20 protein-coding genes and 1 riboswitch are annotated in these 23615 nt (G+C 69.4%); of the genes, 11 read left to right on the forward strand and 9 right to left on the reverse strand.

The genetic code is table 11. The features are described from left to right. Nucleotides 1–22 precede the first annotated feature (22 nt). From N788_RS03985 to N788_RS03995, 3 genes are read left to right on the forward strand one after another with little or no spacing between them, the layout of a single operon-like run. Nucleotides 23–1135 carry a glycosyltransferase gene (locus tag N788_RS03985; protein ID WP_034221250.1) on the forward strand — a complete coding sequence of 371 codons (1113 nt, stop codon included), beginning with the start codon at nt 23–25 and terminating at the stop codon, nt 1133–1135. Continuing rightward, the gene (locus N788_RS03990) at nt 1113–2375 is read left to right on the forward strand and encodes an O-antigen ligase family protein (RefSeq protein ID WP_034221252.1); all 1263 of its coding nucleotides are present in this window, start codon (nt 1113–1115) and stop codon (nt 2373–2375) included. Before N788_RS03985 ends, N788_RS03990 begins: the two co-directional genes overlap by 23 nt. A gap of 6 nt (nt 2376–2381) precedes the next feature. After that, complete coding sequence (locus tag N788_RS03995; RefSeq protein WP_051924339.1) at nt 2382–3260, forward strand: lysophospholipid acyltransferase family protein; 879 nt, start codon at nt 2382–2384, stop codon at nt 3258–3260. An 82-nt stretch (nt 3261–3342) separates the two neighbouring features. Here the strand turns inward: N788_RS03995 and lpxL are convergent, their stop codons facing one another. Continuing rightward, nucleotides 3343–4254 carry an LpxL/LpxP family Kdo(2)-lipid IV(A) lauroyl/palmitoleoyl acyltransferase gene (gene lpxL / locus N788_RS04000; RefSeq protein ID WP_034221254.1) on the reverse strand — a complete coding sequence of 304 codons (912 nt, stop codon included), beginning with the start codon at nt 4252–4254 and terminating at the stop codon, nt 3343–3345. A 35-nt stretch (nt 4255–4289) separates the two neighbouring features. On the opposite strand from lpxL, the gene waaA reads away from it, so the two are divergent. Next, nucleotides 4290–5618, forward strand: a complete 1329-nt coding sequence (waaA, locus tag N788_RS04005) for a lipid IV(A) 3-deoxy-D-manno-octulosonic acid transferase (protein ID WP_051924340.1) — start codon at nt 4290–4292, stop codon at nt 5616–5618. Nucleotides 5619–5623: 5 nt separating this feature from the next. Here waaA and N788_RS04010 read toward each other — a convergent pair whose 3' ends face one another. The 3 genes from N788_RS04010 to N788_RS04020 all read right to left on the reverse strand — a co-directional run bounded on the left by N788_RS04010 (nt 5624) and on the right by N788_RS04020 (nt 8509). After that, nucleotides 5624–6979, reverse strand: a complete 1356-nt coding sequence (locus N788_RS04010; protein WP_084695872.1) for a TolC family outer membrane protein — start codon at nt 6977–6979, stop codon at nt 5624–5626. A 16-nt stretch (nt 6980–6995) separates the two neighbouring features. Then, the gene (locus N788_RS04015; protein WP_034221256.1) at nt 6996–7649 is read right to left on the reverse strand and encodes a protein-L-isoaspartate O-methyltransferase family protein; all 654 of its coding nucleotides are present in this window, start codon (nt 7647–7649) and stop codon (nt 6996–6998) included. Between the two features lie 218 nt (nt 7650–7867). Continuing rightward, nucleotides 7868–8509: a TetR/AcrR family transcriptional regulator gene (locus N788_RS04020; protein WP_034221258.1), complete on the reverse strand. Its 642-nt coding sequence runs from the start codon at nt 8507–8509 to the stop codon at nt 7868–7870. A 79-nt stretch (nt 8510–8588) separates the two neighbouring features. Here N788_RS04020 and N788_RS04025 point away from each other — a divergent pair, with 79 nt between their 5' ends. The 3 genes from N788_RS04025 to thiC all read left to right on the forward strand — a co-directional run bounded on the left by N788_RS04025 (nt 8589) and on the right by thiC (nt 14900). Then, nucleotides 8589–9713, forward strand: coding sequence for an efflux RND transporter periplasmic adaptor subunit (locus tag N788_RS04025; protein WP_034221260.1), 1125 nt, complete (start codon nt 8589–8591; stop codon nt 9711–9713). A gap of 9 nt (nt 9714–9722) precedes the next feature. After that, nucleotides 9723–12794 (forward strand): efflux RND transporter permease subunit, encoded by a 3072-nt coding sequence (locus tag N788_RS04030; RefSeq protein WP_034221262.1) that lies wholly within the window; start codon nt 9723–9725, stop codon nt 12792–12794. A gap of 44 nt (nt 12795–12838) precedes the next feature. Beyond that, nucleotides 12839–12936, forward strand: a riboswitch (TPP riboswitch). Nucleotides 12937–13016: 80 nt separating this feature from the next. Then, the gene (gene thiC / locus N788_RS04035) at nt 13017–14900 is read left to right on the forward strand and encodes a phosphomethylpyrimidine synthase ThiC (RefSeq protein ID WP_034221271.1); all 1884 of its coding nucleotides are present in this window, start codon (nt 13017–13019) and stop codon (nt 14898–14900) included. Nucleotides 14901–14907: 7 nt separating this feature from the next. Here the strand turns inward: thiC and N788_RS04040 are convergent, their stop codons facing one another. Beyond that, nucleotides 14908–15846: a DMT family transporter gene (locus N788_RS04040; RefSeq protein ID WP_051924341.1), complete on the reverse strand. Its 939-nt coding sequence runs from the start codon at nt 15844–15846 to the stop codon at nt 14908–14910. 3 nt (nt 15847–15849) lie between these two features. Beyond that, a complete protein-coding gene (locus N788_RS04045; RefSeq protein ID WP_034221273.1) occupies nt 15850–16857 on the reverse strand; it encodes a cyclase family protein in 1008 nt (335 codons plus the stop codon). Between the two features lie 99 nt (nt 16858–16956). Between N788_RS04045 and N788_RS04050 the strand changes: the two genes are divergently transcribed. From N788_RS04050 to N788_RS13755, 3 genes are all read left to right on the forward strand, one after another. Next, the gene (locus N788_RS04050; protein WP_034221276.1) at nt 16957–17850 is read left to right on the forward strand and encodes a LysR family transcriptional regulator; all 894 of its coding nucleotides are present in this window, start codon (nt 16957–16959) and stop codon (nt 17848–17850) included. Nucleotides 17851–18043: 193 nt separating this feature from the next. Next, nucleotides 18044–18622, forward strand: a complete 579-nt coding sequence (locus N788_RS13750) for a DUF6445 family protein (RefSeq protein ID WP_051924342.1) — start codon at nt 18044–18046, stop codon at nt 18620–18622. Between the two features lie 73 nt (nt 18623–18695). Next, entirely contained in the window at nt 18696–19766 is a 1071-nt protein-coding gene (locus N788_RS13755) for a GGDEF domain-containing protein (protein ID WP_051924343.1), read from the forward strand. Here the strand turns inward: N788_RS13755 and ppa are convergent. Further along, complete coding sequence (gene ppa, locus N788_RS04065) at nt 19756–20304, reverse strand: inorganic diphosphatase (protein WP_034221280.1); 549 nt, start codon at nt 20302–20304, stop codon at nt 19756–19758. The genes N788_RS13755 and ppa overlap by 11 nt on opposite strands. Nucleotides 20305–20523: 219 nt before the next feature. Here ppa and N788_RS04070 point away from each other — a divergent pair, with 219 nt between their 5' ends. Beyond that, on the forward strand, nt 20524–20886 hold the full coding sequence (locus N788_RS04070; protein WP_034221282.1) for an Hpt domain-containing protein: 363 nt from the start codon (nt 20524–20526) through the stop codon (nt 20884–20886). Between the two features lie 115 nt (nt 20887–21001). Here N788_RS04070 and N788_RS04075 read toward each other — a convergent pair whose 3' ends face one another. Both N788_RS04075 and N788_RS04080 read right to left on the reverse strand, forming a co-directional pair. Further along, a complete protein-coding gene (locus tag N788_RS04075) occupies nt 21002–23035 on the reverse strand; it encodes a sodium-translocating pyrophosphatase (RefSeq protein WP_034221285.1) in 2034 nt (677 codons plus the stop codon). Between the two features lie 100 nt (nt 23036–23135). Next, nucleotides 23136–23609 (reverse strand): DUF3617 domain-containing protein, encoded by a 474-nt coding sequence (locus N788_RS04080; RefSeq protein WP_034221287.1) that lies wholly within the window; start codon nt 23607–23609, stop codon nt 23136–23138. Nucleotides 23610–23615: the final 6 nt, after the last annotated feature.

The raw sequence follows: 23615 nt of genomic DNA on the forward strand, positions 1-23615 counted from the left end.
GGCCGGGGCGGGTTGTCCGGCCGTGCGCCGCCTGACCGTCGTCCAGCTGCTGCCGGCCCTGCACAGCGGCGGCGTTGAACGTTCCACCCTCGAGATCGGCGCCGCCCTGGTCGCGGCCGGGCATCGCAGCATCGTCATCTCCGCGGGCGGCCGTCTGGTCGAACGCCTGGTGGCCGGGGGCAGCGAACACATTGAACTTCCCGTCGGCCGCAAGTCGCTGCTGGCCGCGCCCGGAACCCTGCGCCGCCTGCGTGCGGCGCTGGCGCGAATCGGCCCGGACATCGTGCACGCGCGCTCGCGACTGCCGGCCTGGCTGGCCTGGTTCGCCCTGCGCGGCCTGCCGGCGCCGCCGCCACGCTTCGTCACCACGGTGCATGGGCTGAACTCGCCCGGTCGCTACAGCGGCATCATGGCCCGGGGCGAACGGATCATCTGCGTCTCCGACACCGTGCGCGACCATGTTGTCCGGCACTGGCCCCGCACCGATCCGGCGCGCCTGGTGGTCATCCCGCGTGGCATCGACCCGGCGCAGTTTCCCCGCGGCCACCGGGCGCCGGCCGACTGGCGCGGGCGCCTGGCCGCCGAGCACCCGGTCCTGGCCGAAGGCCGCCTCCTGCTGATGCCCGGCCGCGGCACCCGCCTCAAGGGCCATGCCGACGCCATCGAGCTGCTGGCCCGCCTGCGCGGCGCCGGCGAAGACGCCAGGCTGTGGCTGCTGGGCACGCGGGAGCCCGGTCGCGAGGCCTATGTCGCCGAACTCGAAGCCCTGGCCCGCGAACGCGACGTGGCCGGCCAGCTGGTCATCAGCCCGCCGCGGCACGATGTCGTCGAGGCCTACGCTGTCGCCGACCTCGTGCTGCAGCTGTCGAACAAACCCGAGGCCTTCGGCCGCACCGTCATCGAGGCGTTGTCCGTCGGCCGCCCGGTGCTGGGCTGGGACCATGGGGGCGTCGGCGAGCTGCTGCGTGAACTGTATCCCCTGGGCGCCGTGCGCCGCGGCGACCACGACGCCCTGGCCAGCACGGCGCGGGCGATGCTGTCCGGGCCCGCGCCGATGCCGGTTACCATGCCCTACACCCTGGCTGCGATGCAGTCGGCCACCCTGGAGCTGTATGCAGGCCTCGTCCACCACTGAAAGCCAGCTTCGCTGGGCCCCCTGGTGGGTCCTGGCTTCCGTGGCGCTGTGGCCACTGCCGGGACCCGCCGAGGCCGTGCTGTCGCTGGGTGCGCTGGTCGCACTGGCCGTGCTGGCCATCCAGCGTTTTCGCGGCGGCATGGCCCTGCTCAGCCACGAGGCCTGGGCGCTTACCTCGGTGCTGTTCCTGAGTTACTGGCTGCCCGAGTTGCTGTCGTCTCCCGATGCCGTCAATGCCAGCCGCGCCCTGCGTGAATCCCTGCTCGACCTGCGCTACCTGCCGTTCCTGTGGCTGGTGGCGATCGCGGTCGCGAACGAACGCGGCCGCCGGCTGACGTTCACCGGCATTGCCGTGATCTGCGGCCTCTGGCTGGTCGACGCCCTGGTGCAGGCCACCACCGGCTGGAGCCTGGGCGGCGAGGCCACGGCCGACCGGCTCAGCGGCGTGTTCGGCGCCGGCAACCTCAAGCTGGGGCTGGTCCTGGCGAGCCTGGCGCCGTTTCCGTTGACCGTCGCCGCCGACCGATTCGGGCTGCGCGGCTGGTTGCTGGTCGCCATGGCGCTGGTCGTGGTGGTGTTGCTGGCCGGTGCGCGCGCGTCCTGGCTGACCCTGGCCCTGGTATTGCTGGCCAGTGCCTGGCTGCAATTTCGCAATCGCCGGGCGCTGCTGGCCCTGGTGGGCGGTGCCGCGGTGACGCTGGTGCTGGCGACCGCGTTTTCCGACAAGCTGCAGGAGCGCGTCGAGCGCACCGGCGCCATGCTCGATGGCAACAGCGAAGGCGTCGACCACGCCTTGTCGGGTCGCCTGCCGATCTGGCGCACCGCCGCGAACATGGCCATCGCGCACCCGGTGAACGGTGTCGGCGTGCGAGGCTTCCGCGACGCTTACAGCGAGTATGCGGACGAAAGCGACCCGTGGCTGGACGATCCCGACCACGGGGCCGGTTACCACGCCCACCAGATCGTGCTCGAAGTCCTGAGCGAAACCGGCCTGGTCGGCGCCTTCTTCTGGATCGGCGGCGCGGCACTGGCCTGGCGCGCCTGGCGTTTTGCCACGCCCGCCGCACGTCGCCGGGCCCGCGCGCCCGCCATGGCGCTGGCGGTGACGGTGTTCCCGATCAATACCCATCTGGCGTTTTATTCGACGTTCTGGGGCGGGCTGACGCTTCTGCTGGCGGCGCTATACGCCGGCAGCCTGCTGGCGGACGGACCGCGCGCCGACGCCGCCGACGAGGCCTGAACGCCCATGCGCTGCCTGTTCACGCCGCTGCTGCAGGCCGTGGCTTGGATCGCCGGCCGCCTCCCCCAACCCTGGGTGCTGGTGCTGGGGCGCGGACTGGCCTGGCTGCTTTGGCCGGCGCTGGGTTCGCGGCGACGCATCGCGCGCATCAACGTCGACCTGTGTTTCCCGACGCGGGATGCACGCGAACGCCGTCGCCTGGCCGATGCCAGCGTGGTCAACACGGTGGTCGGTGCGCTGGAACTGCTGCGCGCCTGGCACGCACCGTCGTCCCGCCTGGCCGACCTGGCGGACATCGAAGGGCTTGAGCACCTGCGCGCCGCGCTCGACCGCGGCCAGGGCGTGCTGCTGATGTGCGGCCACTTCACCCACACCGAACTGGCGGTGCGCCTGCTGGGCGAGGCATTGGGCAAACCGGTGCGGGTGGTGGTGCGCCGGCACAACAATGCCTGCCTGGAAGCCTGGTTCGAGCGTTCGCGCCAGGCCGTGTACGGGCCGAGCATCGGCAAGAAGGACGTGCGCGGCCTGATCCGGGCGCTGCAGGCCGGCGAGCCGGTGGTGTATTCGGCCGACCAGAACTTCACCTACCAGAACGCCTTCGTGCCGTTCTTCGGCGTGCCGGCGGCGACGCTGACCGCGACGCCGGAACTGGTGCGGCGCGGGCGCGCGGTGTTGCTGCCGTTCTGGTACCGCCGCGACGCCGGGGGCCGCTACCGGATCCGCATCGAAGCGGGCTGGCCGGGTTGGCCGTCCGAGGATCCGGTGGAGGATGCCGCGCGCTACATGCGCGAACTCGAAACCGTCGTGCGCGAATGCCCGGAGCAATACCTGTGGGCGCATCGTCGCTTCAAGACCCGGCCGCCCGGCGAGCCATCGGTGTATTGAACGCCCCTGTGGGAGGGACTTCAGTCCCGAAACCCACACCGGCAACGGTTTCGGGACTGAAGTCCCTCCCACAGGGGCATCGCTAGTACTTGCGGCGCGTGCCGTCGGGCTGGCGCTTGAAGCGCTGGTGCAGCCATAGGTATTGCTCCGGCCGGCGGCGGATGATGCCTTCGAGCGTCGCCATGATGCGTGCGGTGTCGGCGGTGGCGTCGCGGGTCGGGAAGTCTTCCAGCGGCGGCAGGATTTCAATGCGGTAGCGGCCGTCGGGCAGGCGCTCGTGGAACAGCGGCAGGACCGAAGCGCCGCCCAGGCGCGCGAGCTGGTGGGTGGACGTCAGGCTCCAGGCCGGCTGGCCGAAGAAGGGTACGAAGACGCTGTCGCCGCGCCGGGTTTCCTGGTCGGGGGCGAACCACAGCACGCCGCCCTGCTTGAGGTGGCGGATGGCCGGCCGCAGTTCGTCGCGCGCGAACATCGCCTTGGCATGCCGCAGCCGCCCGCGCTTGACCGCCCATTCCATCGCGGCCTGTTCGTGCGGCCGGTACATCGCGCCCAGCTCGACTTGCTGGCACAGCAGTCGCAGGCAGACTTCCAGCGTCGTGAAGTGCGCCGACACCAGGATGACGCCGCGACCGCCGGCCTGGGCGGCGTGCAGGTGTTCGAGGCCGGTCAGTTCGCTGCCGCGGTCCACCGGTGCCAGCCGGCCCCACCAGGCGCGCAGGAATTCGAAGATGCCCAGGCCCAGGGAAGAAAAATTCTCGCGCAGCAGGCGCTCACGCGCGGCCTCGTCGAGCCCGGGGAAACACAGGGCCAGGTTGGTCGCCGCGACCCGTCGCCGCGACGGCAGCAGCCACAGCATCAAGCGACCCAGCAGCGGTCCGGCGCGCTTTTGCAGCCACCACGGCCAGCGTGCCACCGTCCAGCCCAGGGCCACGCCGAGCCAGGTGGGCCAGGTGCGGGGGGACAGCGGCGGGCGCGGGAAGTCGGGCGGGGCCATGCGGCAAACATTGTAGCCGGGGTATCCTGCGCGCCATGCAAATCTCCTTCGGGCAGCGCGTCCTGCTGGGCCTGTACGCGCTGGTCCTGCACCTTGCTTTCCCGGTCACGCTCTACCACCTGGTCTGGCGCGGCATGCGGCAGCGCGAGTACCTGCGGCGCTGGACCGAACGTTACGGCTGGCTCGAGGGCAAGCTCGACCTGCACGACGCGATCTGGGTGCATGCGGTGTCGGTCGGCGAGGTGATCGCCGCCCGGCCGCTGGTCGACGGCCTGCTGGCGCGGCATCCGGACCGACCGTTGCTGGTCACCACCATCACCCCGACCGGCTCGGAGCGCGTGCGTGCCCTGTGGGGCGACCGCGTGCATCACGTCTACCTGCCCTACGACCTGCGCGAAATGGTCCGGCGCTTCCTCGACCGGGCAAGGCCGTCGCTGGCGGTGATCGTGGAAACCGAGATCTGGCTGAACCTTTACGTCGAATGCGAACGCCGCGGCATCCCGCTGATGATGGTCAATGCCCGGCTGTCCGAACGTTCGCTGCGCGGCTACCTGCCGGTCCGCAAGCTGGCGCGCCTGGCGATGCAGTCGGTGGACCTGGTGGCGGCGCAGTCACGCGCGGACGCCGAACGCCTGGCGCAGATCGGCGCGCGCCGCGAGAACATCATCGTCACCGGCAACCTCAAGTACGACCTGACGCTGCCCGAAGGCGTGCATGAGCAGGCGCTGCTCTGGCGGCGCGGCTGGGGCGAGCGGCGGCCGGTGTGGATGGCCGCCAGCACCCATGGTCCCGAGGAAGCCGGCGTCCTGGCCGCGCACCAGGCCGTGCTGGAACAGCATCCCGACGCCCTGTTGTTGTGGGCGCCGCGGCACCCCGAGCGTTTTGGTCCGGCCGCGTCCCTGGCCCAGGAAGCCGGCCTGGCGGTGCGCACGCGCCGGGGCCAGCGGCTGCCGGTGGCCGACACCCAGGTCTTCATCGTGGACACGATCGGCGAACTGCTGTGGTTCTTCGCCGCGGCCGACCTGGCCTTCGTCGGCGGCAGCCTGTGCCAGGTGGGCGGGCACAACGTGCTCGAGCCGGCGGCACTGGGCGTGCCCAGCGTGGTCGGGCCGCACACCTTCAATTTCGCGGAAGTCAGCCACCGCCTCGGCAAGGCCGGCGGGCTGCTGCAGGTGCCCGATGCCGGCGCCCTGGCCGACGCGGTGTCGGCCCTGCTGGGCGACCCGGCGCGCTGCCGGGACATGGGCGAACACGCGCGCGCCGAAGTGCGCGCGCTGGGCGGGGCGGTGGGTCGCACGCTGGACCTGGCGGACCAGGTCCTGGCCGGCCGGCGCAGCTTCGGCGCCGGCGGCGGGCAGGGCTAGGGCGATCAGCCCTCGGAGTCGTCGCCCTGTTCGATCAGCGGCGCCTCGGCGTCGGCGACCAGCACGCTGTTCACGGCCTGCAGGTCCTGGGTCGTGATGGTGCCGGCGGCCTGCTTCAGGCGCAGGGTGTTGACCAGGAAGGCGTGGCGGGCGCGGGCGTACTCGCGCTGGGCCTGGAACAGCGCCTGCTGGCTGATCAGCACGTCGACGATGGTGCGGGTGCCGACCTCGAGGCCGGCTTCGCTGGCCTCGTAGGCCGCTTCGGCCGAAACCACCGACAGGCGGCGGGCCTCGACCTCGGCTTCACCCGCTTCCAGCGAACGCTGGGCGTTGCGGGTAAAACGAACGACGGCGCGGCGCTGCTGTTCAAGCTGTTCGGCGGCGATGTCGCGGCCATGCACGGCCTGGCGGACGCCGGACTGGACGGCGCCGCCCGCGTACAGCGGTACGTTGAGCGTGACGCCGACGGTGCTGCCGCCACCGGAGGTGTTCGGGCCGCCCGGGTACTGGTTCTGCCAGCCGGCGTTGTCGCCGATCGAGGCGCTGGCCGAGAGGGTCGGCAGGTGGCCGGAGCGGGCCGTGCGGATGTCGCGCTCGGCAGCGGCCAGGGCCAGTTCGGCGGCCAGCAGGCTCGGGTTGGACTCGGTGGCGATGGACACCCACTCGGCGGCGTCGCCTTCGATGTTGTTTTCCGGCTTGAAGCCCGGGGCCAGGCCCCGCAGGTCCTGCATGCGCTCGCCGGTGATCTCGGCCAGGGCTTCGTGGGCATCCTCGAGCGCGGTCGCGGCGGCGATCGCGTTGGCGCGGGCGCTGTCGTAGCGGGCGCGGGCCTCGTGCACGTCGGTGATCGGGGCCAGGCCCACCTCCAGGCGCTTCTCGGCCTGGTCCAGCTGGCGCTTGACCGAGCGTTCTTCGGCGCGCGACGAGGCCAGGGTTTCGATGGCGGTGAGCACGTTGAAGTAGGCGTCGGCGACGCGGACGATCAGGTTGTCGGCCTCGGCGCGCAGCACGAAGGCGGCCTGTTCGTCGCGAAGGCGGCTGGCGCTGAGCGAGGTGTAGTTGCCGTAGTCGAACAGCGACTGGCTCAGGCTGGCGCCGTAGCTGCGGTCGCGGGAATAGGCGTCGACGCCGCGCACGCGGGAGTCGGTCAGGCTGGCGGTGGCACCGATCTGCGGCAGCAGGCGCGACCGGGCCTGGACGACGTTCTCGCCGGTGAACTGGCGCTGGGACTCGGCGGCCGCAAGCACCGGATCGGACTCGCGGGCCATTTCGAAGGCGTCCATGAGGTCGGCGGCCGAAGCGCTGCCGGCAGCGGCGGCAAGCAGGATGGCGGAGGCGAGGGGGCGAAGGCTCAGGCGCATGGGCAGGGTCCTGGTGTCAAAGGGTGAACTGCGGGGCCGGTTCGGCGCCGTGCAGGTAGGGCACGTCGGTTTCGAACAGGCTTTCGCGGTGGAAGGTGTCGCCATGACGGGTCAGCAGCAGGGCTTCCTGCACCGGTGAGTGGCCGTGGATGACGAAGAGGCGGCCACCGGGCTTGAGCCAGGCACCGAAGCGGTCGGGGTCGGTGGCCACGGCGCCGGTGACGCAGATGGCGTCGAACTGGCGGCCGGGTTCCCAGGCGAAGACGTCGGCGGTTTCAACCCGGACGTTGGTGACGCTGTCGGCGACCAGGCGGGCCCGGGTGCGCTCGACGAACTCGGCGTGGCGGTCGATGCTGGTGACGTCGCGCGCCAGCGCGGCCAGGCAGGCGGTGACGAAACCCGAGCCGGTGCCGATTTCCAGCACGTCGTTGCCCGGGGTGATGGCCATCGCCTGCAGCATGCGGCCCTCGACCACCGGCTTCATCATCACCTCGCCGTGCTCGAGCGGCAGCGGCAGGTCGGCAAAGGCCAGCTTGCGGTGGCGCGGCGGCACGAAATCTTCGCGGCGCACCGTCATCAAGGTTTCAAGCACGCGCGGGTCGAGCACTTCCCACGGCCGAACCTGCTGTTCGACCATCGCGAATCGTGCCTGCTGGAAGTCAATCGTCATTACGTCTAAATCCTTGAATCACAAGGGCGCTGATTCTACGCCCCGGCCGGACGCCGCGGAAGGCAAAAACCGGTAGGGGAAACGGGACAGTGAATACCGGGACTGGCCCGCAAGGCAGGCACGCGGCCAGCACGGGGCAAGAATGGCGGCCGCCTTGCTGCGGCCTGTAGTGCCATTGGTCACCGGGACTTCACGCGGGGTGCGGTGCCGTTCAGGCGTCATCGGCGGGTAGGCCCGTAGGCGCGCAGGAACATGTCGACGGTGGCTTCCAGGTGGCTTTCGAGCTGCGCGCCGACCAGCTGGGCGGGGCAGCTGCAGATCAGGCGGGCGTGGTGGTCGCCCTTGAGCAGCGCCAGGAACTGCGAGGCGGCCAGGGTGCAGTCGGGCACCTGCAGTTCGCCGGCTTCGACCTCGGCCCGCAGGAAATCGGCAAAAGCTTCCTGGATCCGCCGGGGACCGGCTTCCCAGAACAGGTGCGGCAACGGGGAGTCGTCCGGGAGCTGCTGGGACATGATCCGGTGCACCGCGATCGCCTCGTCCGAGGTGATCAGGCGGAACAGGGCCCTGGCGATGCGCACCAGCTGGGCCCGCATCGGGCCCTCGAAGCGGGCGACGAACAGGTCGGGGGGCAGCAGTTCTTCGCAGCTGGCCTTCACCGCTTCGGCGAACAGCGTCTCCTTGTCCTGGAAGTGGCTGTAGACGGTCAGCTTGGACACCCCGGCGACCTGGGCGACCGTGTCCATGGCCGTGCCCTCGTAGCCCCGGGCCAGGAACAGGCTCTTGGCGGCCTCGAGGATCGCGGCACGCTTGCCGGGGTCCTTCGGACGGCCGGGCGAAGCGGGGCGGGGGGCAGCAACCATGGGGTGTCCGGGGATTATTGAACTGACGAGTATGGTAAAGCTACTATCCCCCCAATTCAATCGACCCCGCGAAGCCGCCATGACCGCTGCCCCCCTGCGACGTCTCACCCTGATCGCCGGCCTGCTGGCGCTTCTCGCCGCCTGTGGCGACGACGACGGGGGACCGGCGGCGGCCCGTCCGGCCTGGGTCGTGCAGGCCACCACCGAGGGTGCGGCGCCGACCGCCTATGCCGGCGAAGTGCGTGCACGCCACGAGCCGGCGCTGGCCTTCCGCATCGGCGGCAAGATCAGTCGGCGCCTGGTGGACGTCGGGGCCCGGGTGAAACAAGGCCAGCCCCTGGCCGAACTCGATGCCTCCGACGTCGCCCTGCAGCGCGAGGCCGCGCAGGCGCAGCTGTCGTCGGCGGAAGCCGACCTGGCCCTGGCCACGTCCGAACTCAAGCGCTATCGCGACCTGGTCGAACAGCAGCTGGTCAGCCGTTCGCTTTACGACGCACGCGTTTCCCAACATGAAGCGGCCCAAGCGCGCGTGCGCCAGGCACGCGCCCAGGCCGATGTCTCGGTGAACCAGGCCACGTACGCCGTTCTTCGGGCGCCGGCCGACGGCGTCATCGCCCAGCGGCTGGCCGAGGCCGGCCAGGTGGTGGCTGCCGGCCAGACCGTGTTCGTGCTGGCCGAGGACGGCGAGCGCGAGGTGGCGATCAGCGTGCCCGAGCGCGACGCCCGGGCGTTCAGCGTCGGCCGTCCCCTGCTGGTCGAACTGTGGTCGCGGCCGGACCAGCGTTTCCCGGGCGCGCTGCGGGAGATCTCGCCGTCGGCCGATCCCCAGGCGCGCACCTACGCCGCCCGGGTGAGCTTCGAACCGGGCGACACGCCGGTGGACCTGGGCCAGAGCGCCCGCGTCTACGCCAATGGCGGCGACCAGGCGGTGCTCACGGTGCCCCTGTCGGCCGTGCATGAAAAGGACGGCGAAGCCGCGCTGTGGGTGCTCGACCCCGCGGATGCCACCGTGCACCTGCGGCCGGTGGCGCTGGGCGCCTACGGCGAGGACCGCGTGCCCGTGACCCAGGGCCTGGCGGCGGGCGAGTGGGTGGTGGCGGCCGGCGTGCACCTGCTGCTCGAGGGCCAGCGCATCACGCCCATCGACGACCAGAACCGCCCGGTCGACCTGGCGCGCGCCGCGCCCACCTCCGACCCGCGCTGAGCCTCGGCCATGGACAGCCGCTTCAACCTTTCCGAGTGGTCCCTGCGCAACCGGCCGCTGGTGCTGTACGCGATGCTGGTGCTGGCCTTCCTGGGGCTGTGGAGCTACCAGCAGCTGGGCCAGTCCGAAGACCCGCCCTTCACCTTCAAGCTCATGGTGGTGCGCACCTTCTGGCCGGGCGCGACCGCCGAGGAGGTGGCCAGGCAGGTCACCGACAAGATCGAAAAGGAAGTGATGGAGACCGGGCGCTACGAATTCGTGCGCTCGTACTCGCGCGCCGGCGAGTCGCTGGTGATGCTGATGTCCAAGGACTCGATGCGTTCGAGCGAACTGCCGGCGCTGTGGTACGACGTGCGCAAGAAGGTCGGCGACGTCCGCCACACGCTGCCGCAGGGCGTGGTGGGGCCCTACTTCAACGATGAGTTCGGTGACACCTTCGGCAACATCTACGCGCTGTCGGCCGAAGGCTTCGACTACGCGACCATGAAGGACTACGCCGAGCGGATCGAACTGGTCCTGCACCGCCTGCCCGACGTGGGCAAGATCGAACTGGTCGGCCTGCAGGACGAGAAGATCTGGATCGAGCTCTCCAACACCAAGCTCGCCACCCTGGGCCTGCCGCTGGACCAGGTGCAGCGCGCCATCGACGAACAGAACGCGGTGGCCCCGGCCAGCTTCTTCGAAACGCCGACCGACCGCGTGCAGCTTCGGGTCTCGGGAAGCTTCGACAGCGTCGAAGAGATCCGCGACTTCCCCATCCGCGTCGGCGACCGCAGTTTCCGCCTGGGTGACGTGGCCGAAGTCCGGCGCGGCTTCGCCGACCCGGCGGCGCCACGCATGCGCTTCATGGGCGAAAACGCCATCGGCATCGCCGTCTCGATGCGCCAGGGCGGCGACATCCTCAAGCTCGGCGAGGTCCTGGACGCCGAGTTCGCGCGCCTGCAGGAAACCCTGCCGGTGGGCATGACCCTGGCCAAGGTTTCCGACCAGCCGGCCGCGGTGCGCAGCGGCGTGGCCGAGTTCGTGCGGGTGCTCACCGAGGCGGTGATCATCGTGCTGCTGGTGAGCTTCTTCTCCCTGGGCTTCCGCACCGGCCTGGTGGTGGCGCTGTCGATCCCGCTGGTGCTGGCGATGACCTTCGCCACGATGAACTACTTCGACATCGGCCTGCACAAGATTTCACTGGGCGCGCTGGTGCTGGCCCTGGGGCTGCTGGTGGACGACGCCATCATCGCGGTCGAGATGATGGCGGTGAAGATGGAGCAGGGCTACAGCCGCGTGCGCGCGGCGGCCTTCATGTGGAAATCCACGGCCTTCCCGATGCTCACCGGCACCCTGGTCACCGCCGCTGGCTTCCTGCCGATCGCCACCGCGGCCTCGAGCACCGGCGAGTACACCCGCTCGATCTTCCAGGTGGTGACGATCGCGCTGCTGCTGTCGTGGATCGCGGCGGTGGTCTTCATTCCCTACCTGGGCTACAAGCTGCTGCCGTCGGCCAAGGCGGGCGCGCGGGATGCGGGTGGCCACGGCCACGATACCTACGACACGCGTTTCTACCGTCGCTTCCGCAGCTGGGTCATCTGGTGCGTGCACCACCGCTGGCTGGTGATCGCGGTGACGCTCGGCGCCTTCGTGTTGTCGCTGGCGATGTTCCGCTTCGTGCCGCAGCAGTTCTTCCCGGACTCGACGCGCCTGGAACTGATGGTGGACCTGGAGCTGGCCGAGGGCAGTTCGCTGCGGCACACGGAAACCGTCGCACGGCGACTCGAGAAACACCTGGCCGAACGCGAGGACATCGAGACCTATGTGGCCTACGTCGGCAGCGGCACGCCGCGCTTCTACCTGCCGCTGGACCAGAAGCTGCCGCAGGCCAACTTCGCCCAGTTCGTCATCCTGGCGCCTGACATCGAGGCGCGCGAAGAGATACGCGCCTGGCTGATCGGCCTGTTCCAGACGCAGTTCAGCGACGTGCAGGCGCGCGTTTCGCGGCTCGAGAACGGGCCGCCGGTGGGCTTCCCGATCCAGTTCCGGGTGTCGGGCGAACACGTGGACGACGTGCGCCGGCTGGCGCGCGAGGTCGCCGCGAAGGTGCGCGGGAATCCGCACGTAACCAACGTCAACCTGGACTGGGACGAACCGAGCAAGGTCGTTCGCCTGCACATCGACCAGGAGCGGGCGCGGGTGCTGGGCGTGAGCTCGGCGCAGGTGGCGGCGTTCCTCCGCGGCTCGCTCTCGGGCACCGCGGTCAGCACCTACCGCGAAGGCAACGAACAGATCGAAATCCTGCTGCGTGGCCCGGCCGAGGAGCGCGAGCGGCTGTCGCTGCTGGGCAGCCTGTCGGTGCCGGCCTCCACCGGCAAGCCGGTGCCGCTGTCGCAGATCGCGACCCTGGAACATGGTTTCGAGGACGGCATCATCTGGCATCGCAACCGGCTGCCGACCGTGACCGTGCGCGCCGACGTGTATGGCGACGTCACGCCGCCGTCGGTGACCGCCGAGATCCTGCCGCGCCTGGACGAGATCCGCGCGGCGCTGCCGCCGGGCTACCTGCTCGAAACCGGCGGCACGGTCGAGGATTCCGGTCGTGGTTCGCGCTCGGTGGCGGCCGGCGTGCCGCTGTTCATCGGCGTGGTGGTGACGCTGCTGATGATCCAGCTGCGCAGCTTCCCGCGCTCGCTGATGGTCTTGCTGACGGCGCCGCTGGGCCTGATCGGCGTGGTGCTCTTCCTACTGGTGTTCCGCGTGCCCTTTGGTTTCGTGGCGATGCTGGGCACGATCGCGCTCAGCGGCATGATCATGCGCAACTCGATCATCCTGGTCGACCAGATCGAGCAGGACATCGCCGAAGGCCATCCGCCCGCGCGTGCCGTCGTCGACGCCACCGTGCGCCGCTTCCGGCCGATCGTGCTGACCGCCCTGGCGGCGGTCCTGGCGATGATCCCGCTGTCGCGCAGCGTCTTCTTCGGCCCCATGGCCGTGGCCATCATGGGCGGCCTGATCGTCGCCACCGGGCTGACGCTGCTGTTCCTTCCGGCGCTGTACGCGGCGTGGTTCAAGGTGCCCAACCCGGCGCGGGCCTGATCTGCCCGCCCCTCGCCCGGGGCCGGCGGACATGGTTCAATGGCGCCCGGAAGCGGGGGTGCCCGGCGGGATGCGGGCTGAGACATACCCTTCGAACCTGATCCGGTTGATACCGGCGTAGGGAAGCTTCGTGGTGCCGGCCCCGCGCCTGCGCCCGGCGCCGCCGCTTCGTTCCAGCCCCCCGGCCTCCTTGCCAGGGAGCGCGCCCAAAGGACGAAACGCATGAATGCCCTGCCCACCGAACTGCTGCGCCAGGCCCAGCAGCTTTCCGAAGAAGTCACCCGGCCCATCCCGGGCTCGCGCAAGATCCACGTCGAAGGCTCCCGGCCCGACCTGCAGGTGCCCATGCGCGAGATCGCGCTGTCGCCGACGCCGCGGGTCTACGGCATCCAGGAGCCGAACGCCCCCTTCTGCACCTACGACACCTCGGGCCCCTACACCGATCCCGACGCGAACATCGACCTGGCCGCGGGCCTGGCGGCCCTGCGTGCGCCGTGGATCGCCGACCGCGGCGATTGCGCGCCCCTGGAGGGCCTGAGCAGCGAATTCGGCCGGTCCCGCGCCGACGACGCCAAGCTCGACGCCGTGCGCTTCCCGGCCCTGCGCCCGCCGCGCCGGGCGCTGGCCGGTCGCAACGTCAGCCAGATGCACTACGCCCGCCGCGGCATCGTCACGCCCGAGATGGAATACATCGCGATCCGCGAGAACCAGCGCATCGAGGCGATCAAGGAAGCCCACCTGCTCAAGCGCCATCCGGGCGAGTCCTTCGGCGCCAGCCTGCCGGGCCTGATCACGCCCGAATTCGTGCGCGACGAAGTCGCCCGCGGCCGCGCCATCATCCCGGCCAACATCAACCACCCGGAAATCGAGCCGATGATCATCGGCCGCAACTTCCTGACCAAGGTGAACGCGAACATCGGCAACTCCGCCGTGTCCTCGGGCATCGCCGAGGAAGTGGAAAAGCTGGTCTACGCCATCCGCTGGGGCGCCGACACGGTGATGGACCTGTCCACCGGCAAGCACATCCACGAAACCCGCGAGTGGATCATCCGCAATTCGCCGGTGCCCATCGGTACCGTGCCCATCTACCAGGCGCTGGAAAAGGTCGACGGCAAGGCCGAGGACCTGACCTGGGACATCTTCCGCGACACCCTGATCGAACAGGCCGAGCAGGGCGTGGACTACTTCACCATCCACGCCGGCGTGCTGCTGCGCTACGTGCCGCTCACGGCCAAGCGCGTGACCGGCATCGTCAGCCGCGGTGGCTCGATCCTGGCCAAGTGGTGCCTGGCCCACCACAAGGAGAATTTCCTCTACACGCACTTCGAGGAAATCTGCGAAATCATGAAGGCCTACGACGTCAGCTTCTCGCTGGGCGACGGCCTGCGCCCGGGGTGCATCGCCGACGCCAACGACGCCGCCCAGTTCGGCGAGCTCGAAACCCTGGGTGAACTCACCAAGGTCGCTTGGAAGCACGACGTGCAGACCATGATCGAAGGCCCCGGCCACGTGCCGATGCAGCTGATCAAGGAAAACATGGACAAGCAGCTGCGCGAGTGCGGCGAAGCGCCGTTCTACACGCTCGGCCCGCTGACCACCGACATCGCGCCCGGCTACGACCACATCACCTCGGCCATCGGCGCGGCGATGATCGGCTGGTTCGGCACGGCGATGCTTTGTTACGTCACGCCCAAGGAACACCTGGGCCTGCCCAACAAGGCCGACGTGCGCGAGGGCCTGATGGCCTATCGCATCGCCGCCCACGCGGCCGACCTGGCCAAGGGCCATCCAGCCGCCCAGGCCCGCGACAACGCCCTGTCCAAGGCGCGTTTCGAGTTCCGCTGGGAAGACCAGTTCAACCTCGGTCTCGACCCCGAGCGGGCCCGCGAATACCACGACGAAACCCTGCCCAAGGACGCCCACAAGGTCGCCCACTTCTGCTCGATGTGCGGCCCGCACTTCTGCTCGATGAAGATCACCCAGGACGTGCGTGAGTATGCCGCCGGCAAGGGCGTGGCCGACGAGGCCCGGGCGCTGGAAGAGGGCATGGCCGAAAAGGCCGCCGAGTTCCGGGCGCAGGGTGCGCAGGTGTATCGCCGGGACTGAAGGCAGCCTACGTCCGGTCTTCGGCGATCCTCGATACCTTGTCGTCCTTGAACTCAAGGACGGCGAGGCGCGCGGATGAACTAGCGCCCATGGCCCGGGTGGGAGACGCCGGTCGCGTGGCGGCCCAAACACTGGACAGGACAAGGACCGCGCCCGCGACCTGCAGGGGGTTGAGCGCTTCCCCGAGCAGCCACCAGCCGGCCGTGACGGCCACCAGGGGGCTGAGGAAACCCATTGCGCTGACGGTCGACGGGGCGAGGCGTCCGATGCCGTTGAACCACAGCACGTAACTGAGCGCGGCGCCGATCACGCTCAGCCAGCCCAGTCCGGCCAGCGAACCGGGCGTCATCGGCGGCAACGGCGCACCGAACCAGAAAGCAGCGGGCAGCAGGAGCAATCCACCCGCGGCCAGCTGCCAGGCGGTGAACGCCAGGAGCGGCGTGTCGCCGCGCCACTTGCGGCTGTAGACGGTACCGGCCGCCATCGATGCGGCACCGGCCAGGCCGGCGCCGAGGCCGAGCGGATCGAGCCCTGCATCGGGCCCCAGCACCAGCATCGTCACGCCGACAAGGCCGGCCAGGGCCGCGGCTACCGCGACGGCCCGGATCGGTTCGTCCAGCGCCTTGCGCGCCAGCAGGACCACGATCAATGGCTGGATCGCGCCGACCGTCGCCGCGATGCCGCCCGGCAGCCGGTACGTGGCGACGAACAGGCAGGCCCAGAAAATGGCGAAGTTCAAGGCGCCGAGTAAAAACACCCGGCCCAGCTGCGAAGGCGGCGGCAGGCGCCGCACCAGCAGCAGCAGGAGCAGGCCGGCTGGCAGGGCGCGCAACACGGCGATCGTCAGCGGGTCGCCGCCGGGCAACAGCTCGGTGGTGACGATGTAGGTCGTGCCCCAGATGGCCGGCGCCAGCGCAGTCAGGCCGATGTCGATGGCTCGCTTCATGGCTCAGGGCTCGTCGGATGCGCCAGGAGGCACCAGCGGCAAGGCGATCGGTCGCATCGGCGCGGCGTCGGCGCCGCGCAGTCGCAGGCCGCCGCCGATGAAGGCGAATTCGTAGACGCGGGCCTCGCTCAGGCCTTCCAGGTAAACCAACTCGAGAATCGGCGTGCCCTGTTCGGCGAGCAGGTAGGTGTGCACGGGTACGTAGTTGTTCTCGACTTCGGAGGGGAAGGCCTCGAAGCTGAGGTTGTCGGCGCCGACGACCATCGCGCCGCTGGATTCGACCAGGAAGCGGGCGGCGTCCATGCCCAGGCCGGGCGGGTTGCGCATGTAGGCTGCCGCATCTTCGTAGACCCGCATGCGGCCGGTGCGGATAAGCACCACGTCGCCTTCCCGCAACGAAACCTTCTGCCGCTCCAGGGCCCCACGCAGCTCCGCGCGACTGATCCGATGGCCGTCGGGCAGCATGTCGACGCCCAGGTAGGCCGGCAGGTCGATCATCACACCGCGCGCGACGATGGTCGGCAGCTTTTCGGCGCCGCCGACTTTCCAGCCGCGGTCGCCGAGGTGCTCGGCCGCGCTGAAGCCATTCCAGATGCGCCCGTCCAGGCCGAAGTGGGCGAGCGTGTCGATGTGCGTGCCGGTATGGGTGTACATCGAGAAGGCCGCGCCGGTATAGCTGACGTGCTCGTTCATGGCCGCGCCCAGGCCCAGCGGATCGTCGATGGCCGTGCCGTGCGGGGTGTGGGTCATCCACATCCGGTAGTGCGGGTCACCGGCGGCCTGCCAGCTGGGCATGCCGATGAAAAGGTCGACGGACAGGTCGTAGACGGTGCCGCCGTCCACGCGCGCGAGCACGGCGGCGCGTGACTCGGCGGTCATCAGGTTGAGCCTGCCGATTTCGTCGTCGGGCCCCCAGGGGCTCGTACCAACGACGGGTGGCTGCGCGTGGCTCCAGGCGGCGGCCGCCAGCAGGGCGGCGGCCAGCAGGGTCTTGGTGGCGTGTGCGGACATTGGAATCTCCTCCGGGTCGGGTGCAGACTCACGGTGCGCCCCGCGCCTACGGAAGAGAATCCACGAAATCGGGAAATCACCTTTCGTCCTTGGTGAACAATGGATCGCATCGCCGCCCTCCGGGTATTCCGCCGCGTGATCGAACTCAACGGTTTTGCCGCCGCGGGGCGGGACCTGGGCCTGTCCAATGCCGCGGTCAGCAAGATCATCAAGGACCTCGAAGCCGATCTGGGTACGCCGCTGATCGTGCGAACGACCCGCTCGCTGAGGCTCACCGACACCGGGCACGATTACTTCAAGCAGATCACGCGCATCCTCGATGAGCTGGGCGAAGCCGACGACGCCGTGCGGTCGCGTGGCGCCGAACCGCGCGGCGTGCTCCGGGTCAGTGCCCCGCTTTCCCTGGGGCTTGTCCTGCTGTCGCCCCTGCTTGCGCGCTTCGCGGCGCGCTATCCGGAGATCGCGCTGGACGTGGAGTTTGGCGATCAGCCGGTCGACCTGATCGAAGGGCGCTTCGACCTGGCCATTCGCGGTGGACGGCTCAAGGATTCGAGCCTGAAGGCGCGAAAGCTCCTGGACATCGAACGGATGGTCTGCGCATCGCCCGCCTACCTGGCCCGGTGCGGCACGCCAGAAAGCCCGGAGGACCTCTCCGGTCATCGCTGCCTGACCTATTCACTTTCGGCCACGCCGCGCAGCTGGGTGCTTGGAAGGGACGGGGAATCGGTCCGCATTGCCGTCGACGGCGGATTCCGCGCCAACAATTCGCTTGCCGTCCGCGAAGCGGCCATCGAGGGCCTGGGATTGGCCCTGTTGCCGAAGATCTACGCCGCGGACGCCCTGGCGTCGGGCCGGCTGGTCCGCGTGCTGCCCGACTGGAGCGGGGAACCGCACGCGCTTTACGGCGTCTACCCGCAGCACCGGGAAGCTTCGCTGAAGATCCGGTCCCTGCTCGACTTCCTTGCCGGGGCGATCAAAGAAGCCACCGACTGAGCCAACAGGCCCCGGGCGCGACCAGGGCCGACTTTCCGTGTTCGAGCCATGCCACCCGGGACGTGCCCGGGTATGCTGCCCGGAAGGGCGTGGCCGACGAGGCCCGGGCGCTGGAAGGGGGTGGGGCCGCGAAGGCCGCTGAATTCCAGGCGCGGGGCGCGCAGGTGTATCGCCGGGACCAGGAATCCGCCACGTGTTCAATGCCCGTCCGTACGTCCAGACCATCGCCCTGCCGGGAGGACACCACTGCCTGGTGGTGGACAACGCGCTGGCGGAACCGGAGCGCTGGCGGACGCTGGCCAGCAAGCACGCCGCGCAGTTTTTCGTCGACCCGCATGCCGGTTATCCGGTCCGCCGGCTGGAACTGCCAGGTCCGGTGCTGACGGCCATGGACGTGTTTTTTTCCGAGACGTTCCGTGACCGCATGGGCTTTCGTCGCGTGGTGCACGGGCAGGGCTGGCTGTCGCTGGCAACGGCGGCCGCGGCGACCCCGTCGCGGGCTTCGTCCAGTGGGTCCGGGCAGGGGATCGGCGTGATGAGCCTCTGCCTGTTCGACGACCCGGGCCTGGGCGGCATGGTGTTCCCCGCGTCCCTGTTTCCGGGCGACGAGCCGCCGCTGCGGGTCGAGGCGCGCTACAACCGGCTGATGGTTTTCGACGGGGCCAGCTGGCATGCCCCGGACATCCCGGCATCAGGCGTTCTTGCCGACGACCCGGCGCAGGGCCGCCTGAGTCTCGACGCTCGATTCACCTGCCGGCGCCGCCTGGCCTGATCGCCAGGGCGGGGCCGGTCCTGGCCCGGCCGGCCGGGTGTATCGTGGTCATGGGGAATCCAGCGGGCGGGTGATGACGAAAGGCGAAGACACGCGTGGCCAGGCGATAAAGCAGCTGGCAATGGTCAACCGGGTGGCGCGAATCGCGCTGCAGGACCTGTCGGTGCGTCCGATGCTGCAGCGCATCGTCGATGCCCTGGCCGAAGAGTTCGATTGGGAGTTCGTCGCCTGCGCGCGCATCGACGCCGCCCGCGGCGAGTTCGTCTGCGAAGCCGTGCGCAGCGACCTGCGCAGCGAAATACGCGTGGGCTACCGGCGTGCGCTGGGCTCGGGCGTGGTCGGCGAATGCGCGGTGACCGGACGCACCTTCGATATCGAGGACGCCCGTACCCACGCCAACATGGTCGACACCCTGGGTGGCACGCTCTCGGAGCTGTGCGTGCCCGTGGTCCACAACGGCGAAGTGCTCGCGGTGCTCAATGCCGAAAGCCGGCGCCTGGCTGCTTTCCGGGGCCAGCGGGTCCTGCTGGAAACGGTGGCCGACCAGGTCGCGGGCATCCTGCGGGCGGCCGCCCTGCTTGAAGAACTGCAGCAGGCCAACCAGACGCTCCGCGCCGCCAACCTCAATCTGGAAGGCGAAACCCAACGCGATGAGCTGACCGGCATCGCCAACCGGCGTGGCTTCGACCGCCGGCTGGGCGCCGCCCTGGCGGAGGGCCTGCAATCGGGGCAGCCGCTGGCCCTGTTGCTGGTGGACGTGGACTACTTCAAGGCCTACAACGACAGCCTGGGCCATCCCGCGGGCGATGCCTGCCTGGGCACGATCGCCGGCCTGCTGGCAGAAGTCGTCCAGGACAGCCTGGTCACCCTGGCCCGCTACGGCGGCGAAGAGTTCGCCCTGATCGCCCCCGGCGCCTCGTTGACGGCGGCGACCGACCTGGCGGGCCGCCTGCGTCGAAAGGTCGAAGCCCGGGCGATACCCCACCCGGCATCCCCCTTGGGCTGGGTCACGGTCAGCATCGGGGTCGCCCTGGCCAGTCCGGGCGACACCGGTCCGCAGTTGGTCCAGCGCGCCGACACCCTGCTGTACGAGGCCAAGCGCGGCGGACGCAACCGGGTGGCCTGCGAACGCCTCAGTAGTTGAGCTTGACCGGGCTGGCTTCGAAGCGCTGCACGGAGTCGAGGATCTCGCGGCGGGCGGCTTCGGCGCCTTCCCAGCCATCGAGCTTGACCCACTTGCCCTTTTCCAGGTCCTTGTAGTGCTCGAAGAAATGGCCGATGCGCTCGAGCCAGTGCGAGCTGACCTGGTCGATGTCCTGGATGTGCGAGTAGCCGGAGAAGACCTTGTCGACCGGTACGGCCACCAGTTTGGTGTCCTCGCCGGCCTCGTCCTTCATCTTGAGCATGCCGACCGGTCGGCAGCGGATGACCGAGCCCGGGATCAGGGTGAGCGGCAGGATCACCATTACGTCCACCGGGTCGCCGTCGCCGCACAGGGTGTGGGGCACGTAGCCGTAGTTGCACGGATAGCGCATCGGGGTGGACAGGATGCGGTCCACGAAGATGGCGCCGGTTTCCTTGTCGACCTCGTACTTGACCGGCTCGGCGTCCTTGGGGATCTCGATGACGACGTTGATTTCGTTCGGCACGTCGCGGCCGGTGGGCACCAGGTCTAGGGCCATTTCAAACTCCTGAATCCGCCCGGGGGAGGGCATGCGTGGGGGGCGCAAGGATACGGGAAAGGCCTGGAGCCCGCACTCAATGCGGGCTGCATGGCCCCTGTGGGAGGGACTTCAGTCCCGAAAAACCTTCGGGACTGAAGTCCGTCCCACAAGGACGCGGGGGCTGGTCAGCGCCTGGGACAGCGGCGAGAATGGCCACTGGTCCTCCGGAACCCCGCCATGGCTGCCCAGTCCCTGCTCGACCCCAAGGCGCTCGAACTGCTGCGCATGCTCGACCGCGACCGTCCGGGCGCGTTCAGCGAGTTCGTGCGGATGTTCGTGCACGAGGCGCCGGACCTGGTCCGCAAGATGGAACACGCCCAGGTCGCCGGCGATGCCGATGCCCTGGGCAAGTCGGCCCACTACCTGCGTTCGGCCGCGCTGGCGATGGGCGCCACCGACCTGGTCAGCGTCTGCCAGGCGCTCGAGCACCTGGAAAACGAGGATCTGCCGACCGAAGCCACCGACGCCCGCTTCGTCGAACTGCGCCGCCGCACCCGCGACGCACTGATCCTGCTGCTGCAGGAAGTCCCGCAGATCTGAATTGCCCCCTGTGGGAGGGACTTCAGTCCCGAAGCCGTCGGGACTGAAGTCCCTCCCACAGAAAGAAGAAGCCCCGGCATGCCGGGGCTTCTTCGTTTGCAGCGATTGGTAGCGATTACAGCATCGGGATAAGCAGCAGCGCCACGATGTTGATGATCTTGATCAGCGGATTGATGGCCGGGCCCGCGGTGTCCTTGTACGGGTCGCCGACGGTGTCGCCGGTGACCGCGGCCTTGTGGGCTTCGCTGCCCTTGCCGCCGTGGTGGCCTTCCTCGATGTACTTCTTGGCGTTGTCCCAGGCGCCGCCACCGGTGCACATCGAGATCGCCACGAACAGGCCGGTCACGATGGTGCCCATCAGCAGGCCGCCCAGGGCATCCGCGCCCAGCACGACGCCGACGATGATCGGGATGAACAGCGGCAGCATCGACGGCACGATCATTTCGCGGATCGCCGACTTGGTCAGCAGGTCCACCGCCTTGTCGTACTGCGGCTTGCCGGTGCCTTCCATGATGCCCGGGATCTCGCGGAACTGGCGGCGCACTTCCTCGACCACCGCACCGGCGGCGCGGCCCACGGCCTGCATGGCCATGGCGCCGAACAGGTAGGGGATCATGCCGCCGATCAGCAGGCCGATCACCACGTCCGGGTTGTCGATCGAGAAGTTCACCTCGGCGCCGGTTTCCTGCAGCTTGTGGGCGTAGTCGGCGAACAGAACCAGCGCGGCCAGGCCGGCCGAACCGATGGCGTAACCCTTGGTCACCGCCTTGGTGGTGTTGCCCACGGCGTCCAGGGCATCGGTGGTGACGCGGATGTCCTTGTCCATGCCCGACATTTCGGCGATGCCGCCGGCGTTGTCGGTGATCGGGCCGTAGGCATCCAGCGCCACGATCATGCCCGCCATCGACAGCATCGAGGTGGCGGCGATGGCGATGCCCATCAGGCCGGCGATCTCGTAACAGCTCCAGATGGCGGCAGCCACGGCCAGCACCGGCGCGGCGGTGGACTTCATCGACACGGCCAGGCCGGCGATGACGTTGGTGCCGTGGCCGGTCTCGGACGCCTTGGCGACGTCCTGCACCGGCGCGTACTCGGTGGCGGTGTAGTACTCGGTGATCACCACCATCGCCGCGGTCAGGGCCAGGCCGATCAGGGCGCAGTAGAACAGCGGCATGCCCAGGGCGGAGACGAACATGTTGTCGGTGACGAACCAGAAGCCGATCGCCGCCAGCACGCCCGACACGGCCAAGCCGCGGTAAAGCGCGTTCATGATCTTGCCGCCGTCCTTCACCTTGACGAAGAAGGTGCCGACGATCGAGGCGATGATGGACACCGCGCCCAGCACCATCGGGTACAGCACCCCGGCCCAGCCATAGGTGGTGAAGGCGATGCCCGCGATCAGCATCGCGGCGATGACGGTGACGGCGTAGGTTTCGAACAGGTCGGCGGCCATGCCGGCGCAGTCGCCGACGTTGTCACCGACGTTGTCGGCGATCACCGCCGGGTTGCGCGGGTCGTCTTCCGGGATGCCGGCCTCGACCTTGCCCACCAGGTCGGCGCCGACGTCGGCGCCCTTGGTGAAGATGCCGCCGCCCAGGCGCGCGAAGATGGAGATCAGCGAGCTGCCGAAGGCCAGGCCGATCATCGGCTGCATCGCCGCTTGAACCGCCGCCGCGTCCTGCACGCCCGAGCCGATCGTGTACCAGAAGTAGCCGGCGACGCCGAGCAGCCCCAGGCCGACCACCAGCATGCCGGTGATGGCGCCGCCCTTGAAGCTGACGTTGAGCGCGGTATTGAGGCTGACCGTGGCCGCCTGCGCCGTGCGCACGTTGGCGCGCACCGAGACGAACATGCCGATGAAGCCGGCCGCGCCGGACAGGATGGCGCCGATGGCGAATCCAATGGCCGTCGGCCAGCCCAGTCCGGGCACGAAGGCGATGACCAGGAACAGCACGACGCCGACGATGGCGATGGTGCGGTACTGGCGGCTCAGGTAGGCACCCGCGCCTTCCTGGATGGCCGCGGCGATGCCCTGCATTTTTTCGTTGCCGGCCGGCTGGGCGACGATCCAGCGCGCCACGAAGATGCCGTAAAGGATGGCGACCACCGCACAGGCGATCGCAAGGTGTAATCCGTACTGCTCAAACATGCCAACCCTCCCCAGAGTCAAACAGCGAACAAACGTAAGCGGCCGATCGGCCGCCCCGACCGAGTATGGCCGAAGGGAGGGGGCCGTGCCACAGGCCCCGTCAGCCGGGGTTTTGGGCCTCCCCGGCGACGTCGGCGGCGGCCGGCGGGGTGTACTCGCAGGCCCCGATGCGCTTGCCTTGGAAGCGCATGTTCATTTCCATGGACTGGCCCGCGCTGGTGCCGACCATGTGCATCTTGCCGCGATAGGCGTCGTCGCCGAGCTGCTCGAACTCGCCCTTCGCGGTCAGGTTGGCGGCACCGGTGCAGACCAGGGTGTAACGCGAGGTGCCGCCCTCGACTTCGAAGCGGGTGACTTCGCAGTCCTCGTCGTGCGGCACCATCTTCTGGCTGCTGTGGTCCTTGGGACCGCAGACTTCGGTGGTCTGGTCCGGCAGCTGCATTGGCAGGCCGACCAGTTCGACCTGGGTGGTGACGCGGTAGAGGTTGCCCTCCTGGGTCTGCGCCAGCGCACCGGCGCCGGTGCCCAATGCCAGGACAAGGGTGGAAAGGGTAAGGACGGGAAGTTTGCTCATGCGGTG

The organism is Arenimonas donghaensis DSM 18148 = HO3-R19, from assembly GCF_000743535.1.
Taxonomy (GTDB): domain Bacteria; phylum Pseudomonadota; class Gammaproteobacteria; order Xanthomonadales; family Xanthomonadaceae; genus Arenimonas; species Arenimonas donghaensis.

What these genes read in the sequence shown, in the direction of transcription:
- N788_RS04080 (WP_034221287.1), bottom strand. Translation starts at nt 23,609, where the DNA reads ATGAGCAAACTTCCCGTCCTTACCCTTTCCACCCTTGTCCTGGCATTG.
- N788_RS04025 (WP_034221260.1), top strand. Translation starts at nt 8,589, where the DNA reads ATGACCGCTGCCCCCCTGCGACGTCTCACCCTGATCGCCGGCCTGCTG.
- N788_RS04020 (WP_034221258.1), bottom strand. Translation starts at nt 8,509, where the DNA reads ATGGTTGCTGCCCCCCGCCCCGCTTCGCCCGGCCGTCCGAAGGACCCC.
- N788_RS04070 (WP_034221282.1), top strand. Translation starts at nt 20,524, where the DNA reads ATGGCTGCCCAGTCCCTGCTCGACCCCAAGGCGCTCGAACTGCTGCGC.
- N788_RS13755 (WP_051924343.1), top strand. Translation starts at nt 18,696, where the DNA reads ATGACGAAAGGCGAAGACACGCGTGGCCAGGCGATAAAGCAGCTGGCA.
- N788_RS04040 (WP_051924341.1), bottom strand. Translation starts at nt 15,846, where the DNA reads ATGAAGCGAGCCATCGACATCGGCCTGACTGCGCTGGCGCCGGCCATC.
- thiC (WP_034221271.1), top strand. Translation starts at nt 13,017, where the DNA reads ATGAATGCCCTGCCCACCGAACTGCTGCGCCAGGCCCAGCAGCTTTCC.
- N788_RS04030 (WP_034221262.1), top strand. Translation starts at nt 9,723, where the DNA reads ATGGACAGCCGCTTCAACCTTTCCGAGTGGTCCCTGCGCAACCGGCCG.
- N788_RS04075 (WP_034221285.1), bottom strand. Translation starts at nt 23,035, where the DNA reads ATGTTTGAGCAGTACGGATTACACCTTGCGATCGCCTGTGCGGTGGTC.
- lpxL (WP_034221254.1), bottom strand. Translation starts at nt 4,254, where the DNA reads ATGGCCCCGCCCGACTTCCCGCGCCCGCCGCTGTCCCCCCGCACCTGG.
- N788_RS04015 (WP_034221256.1), bottom strand. Translation starts at nt 7,649, where the DNA reads ATGACGATTGACTTCCAGCAGGCACGATTCGCGATGGTCGAACAGCAG.
- N788_RS04045 (WP_034221273.1), bottom strand. Translation starts at nt 16,857, where the DNA reads ATGTCCGCACACGCCACCAAGACCCTGCTGGCCGCCGCCCTGCTGGCG.
- ppa (WP_034221280.1), bottom strand. Translation starts at nt 20,304, where the DNA reads ATGGCCCTAGACCTGGTGCCCACCGGCCGCGACGTGCCGAACGAAATC.
- N788_RS03990 (WP_034221252.1), top strand. Translation starts at nt 1,113, where the DNA reads ATGCAGGCCTCGTCCACCACTGAAAGCCAGCTTCGCTGGGCCCCCTGG.
- N788_RS04050 (WP_034221276.1), top strand. Translation starts at nt 16,957, where the DNA reads ATGGATCGCATCGCCGCCCTCCGGGTATTCCGCCGCGTGATCGAACTC.
- N788_RS04010 (WP_084695872.1), bottom strand. Translation starts at nt 6,979, where the DNA reads ATGCGCCTGAGCCTTCGCCCCCTCGCCTCCGCCATCCTGCTTGCCGCC.
- waaA (WP_051924340.1), top strand. Translation starts at nt 4,290, where the DNA reads ATGCAAATCTCCTTCGGGCAGCGCGTCCTGCTGGGCCTGTACGCGCTG.
- N788_RS03995 (WP_051924339.1), top strand. Translation starts at nt 2,382, where the DNA reads ATGCGCTGCCTGTTCACGCCGCTGCTGCAGGCCGTGGCTTGGATCGCC.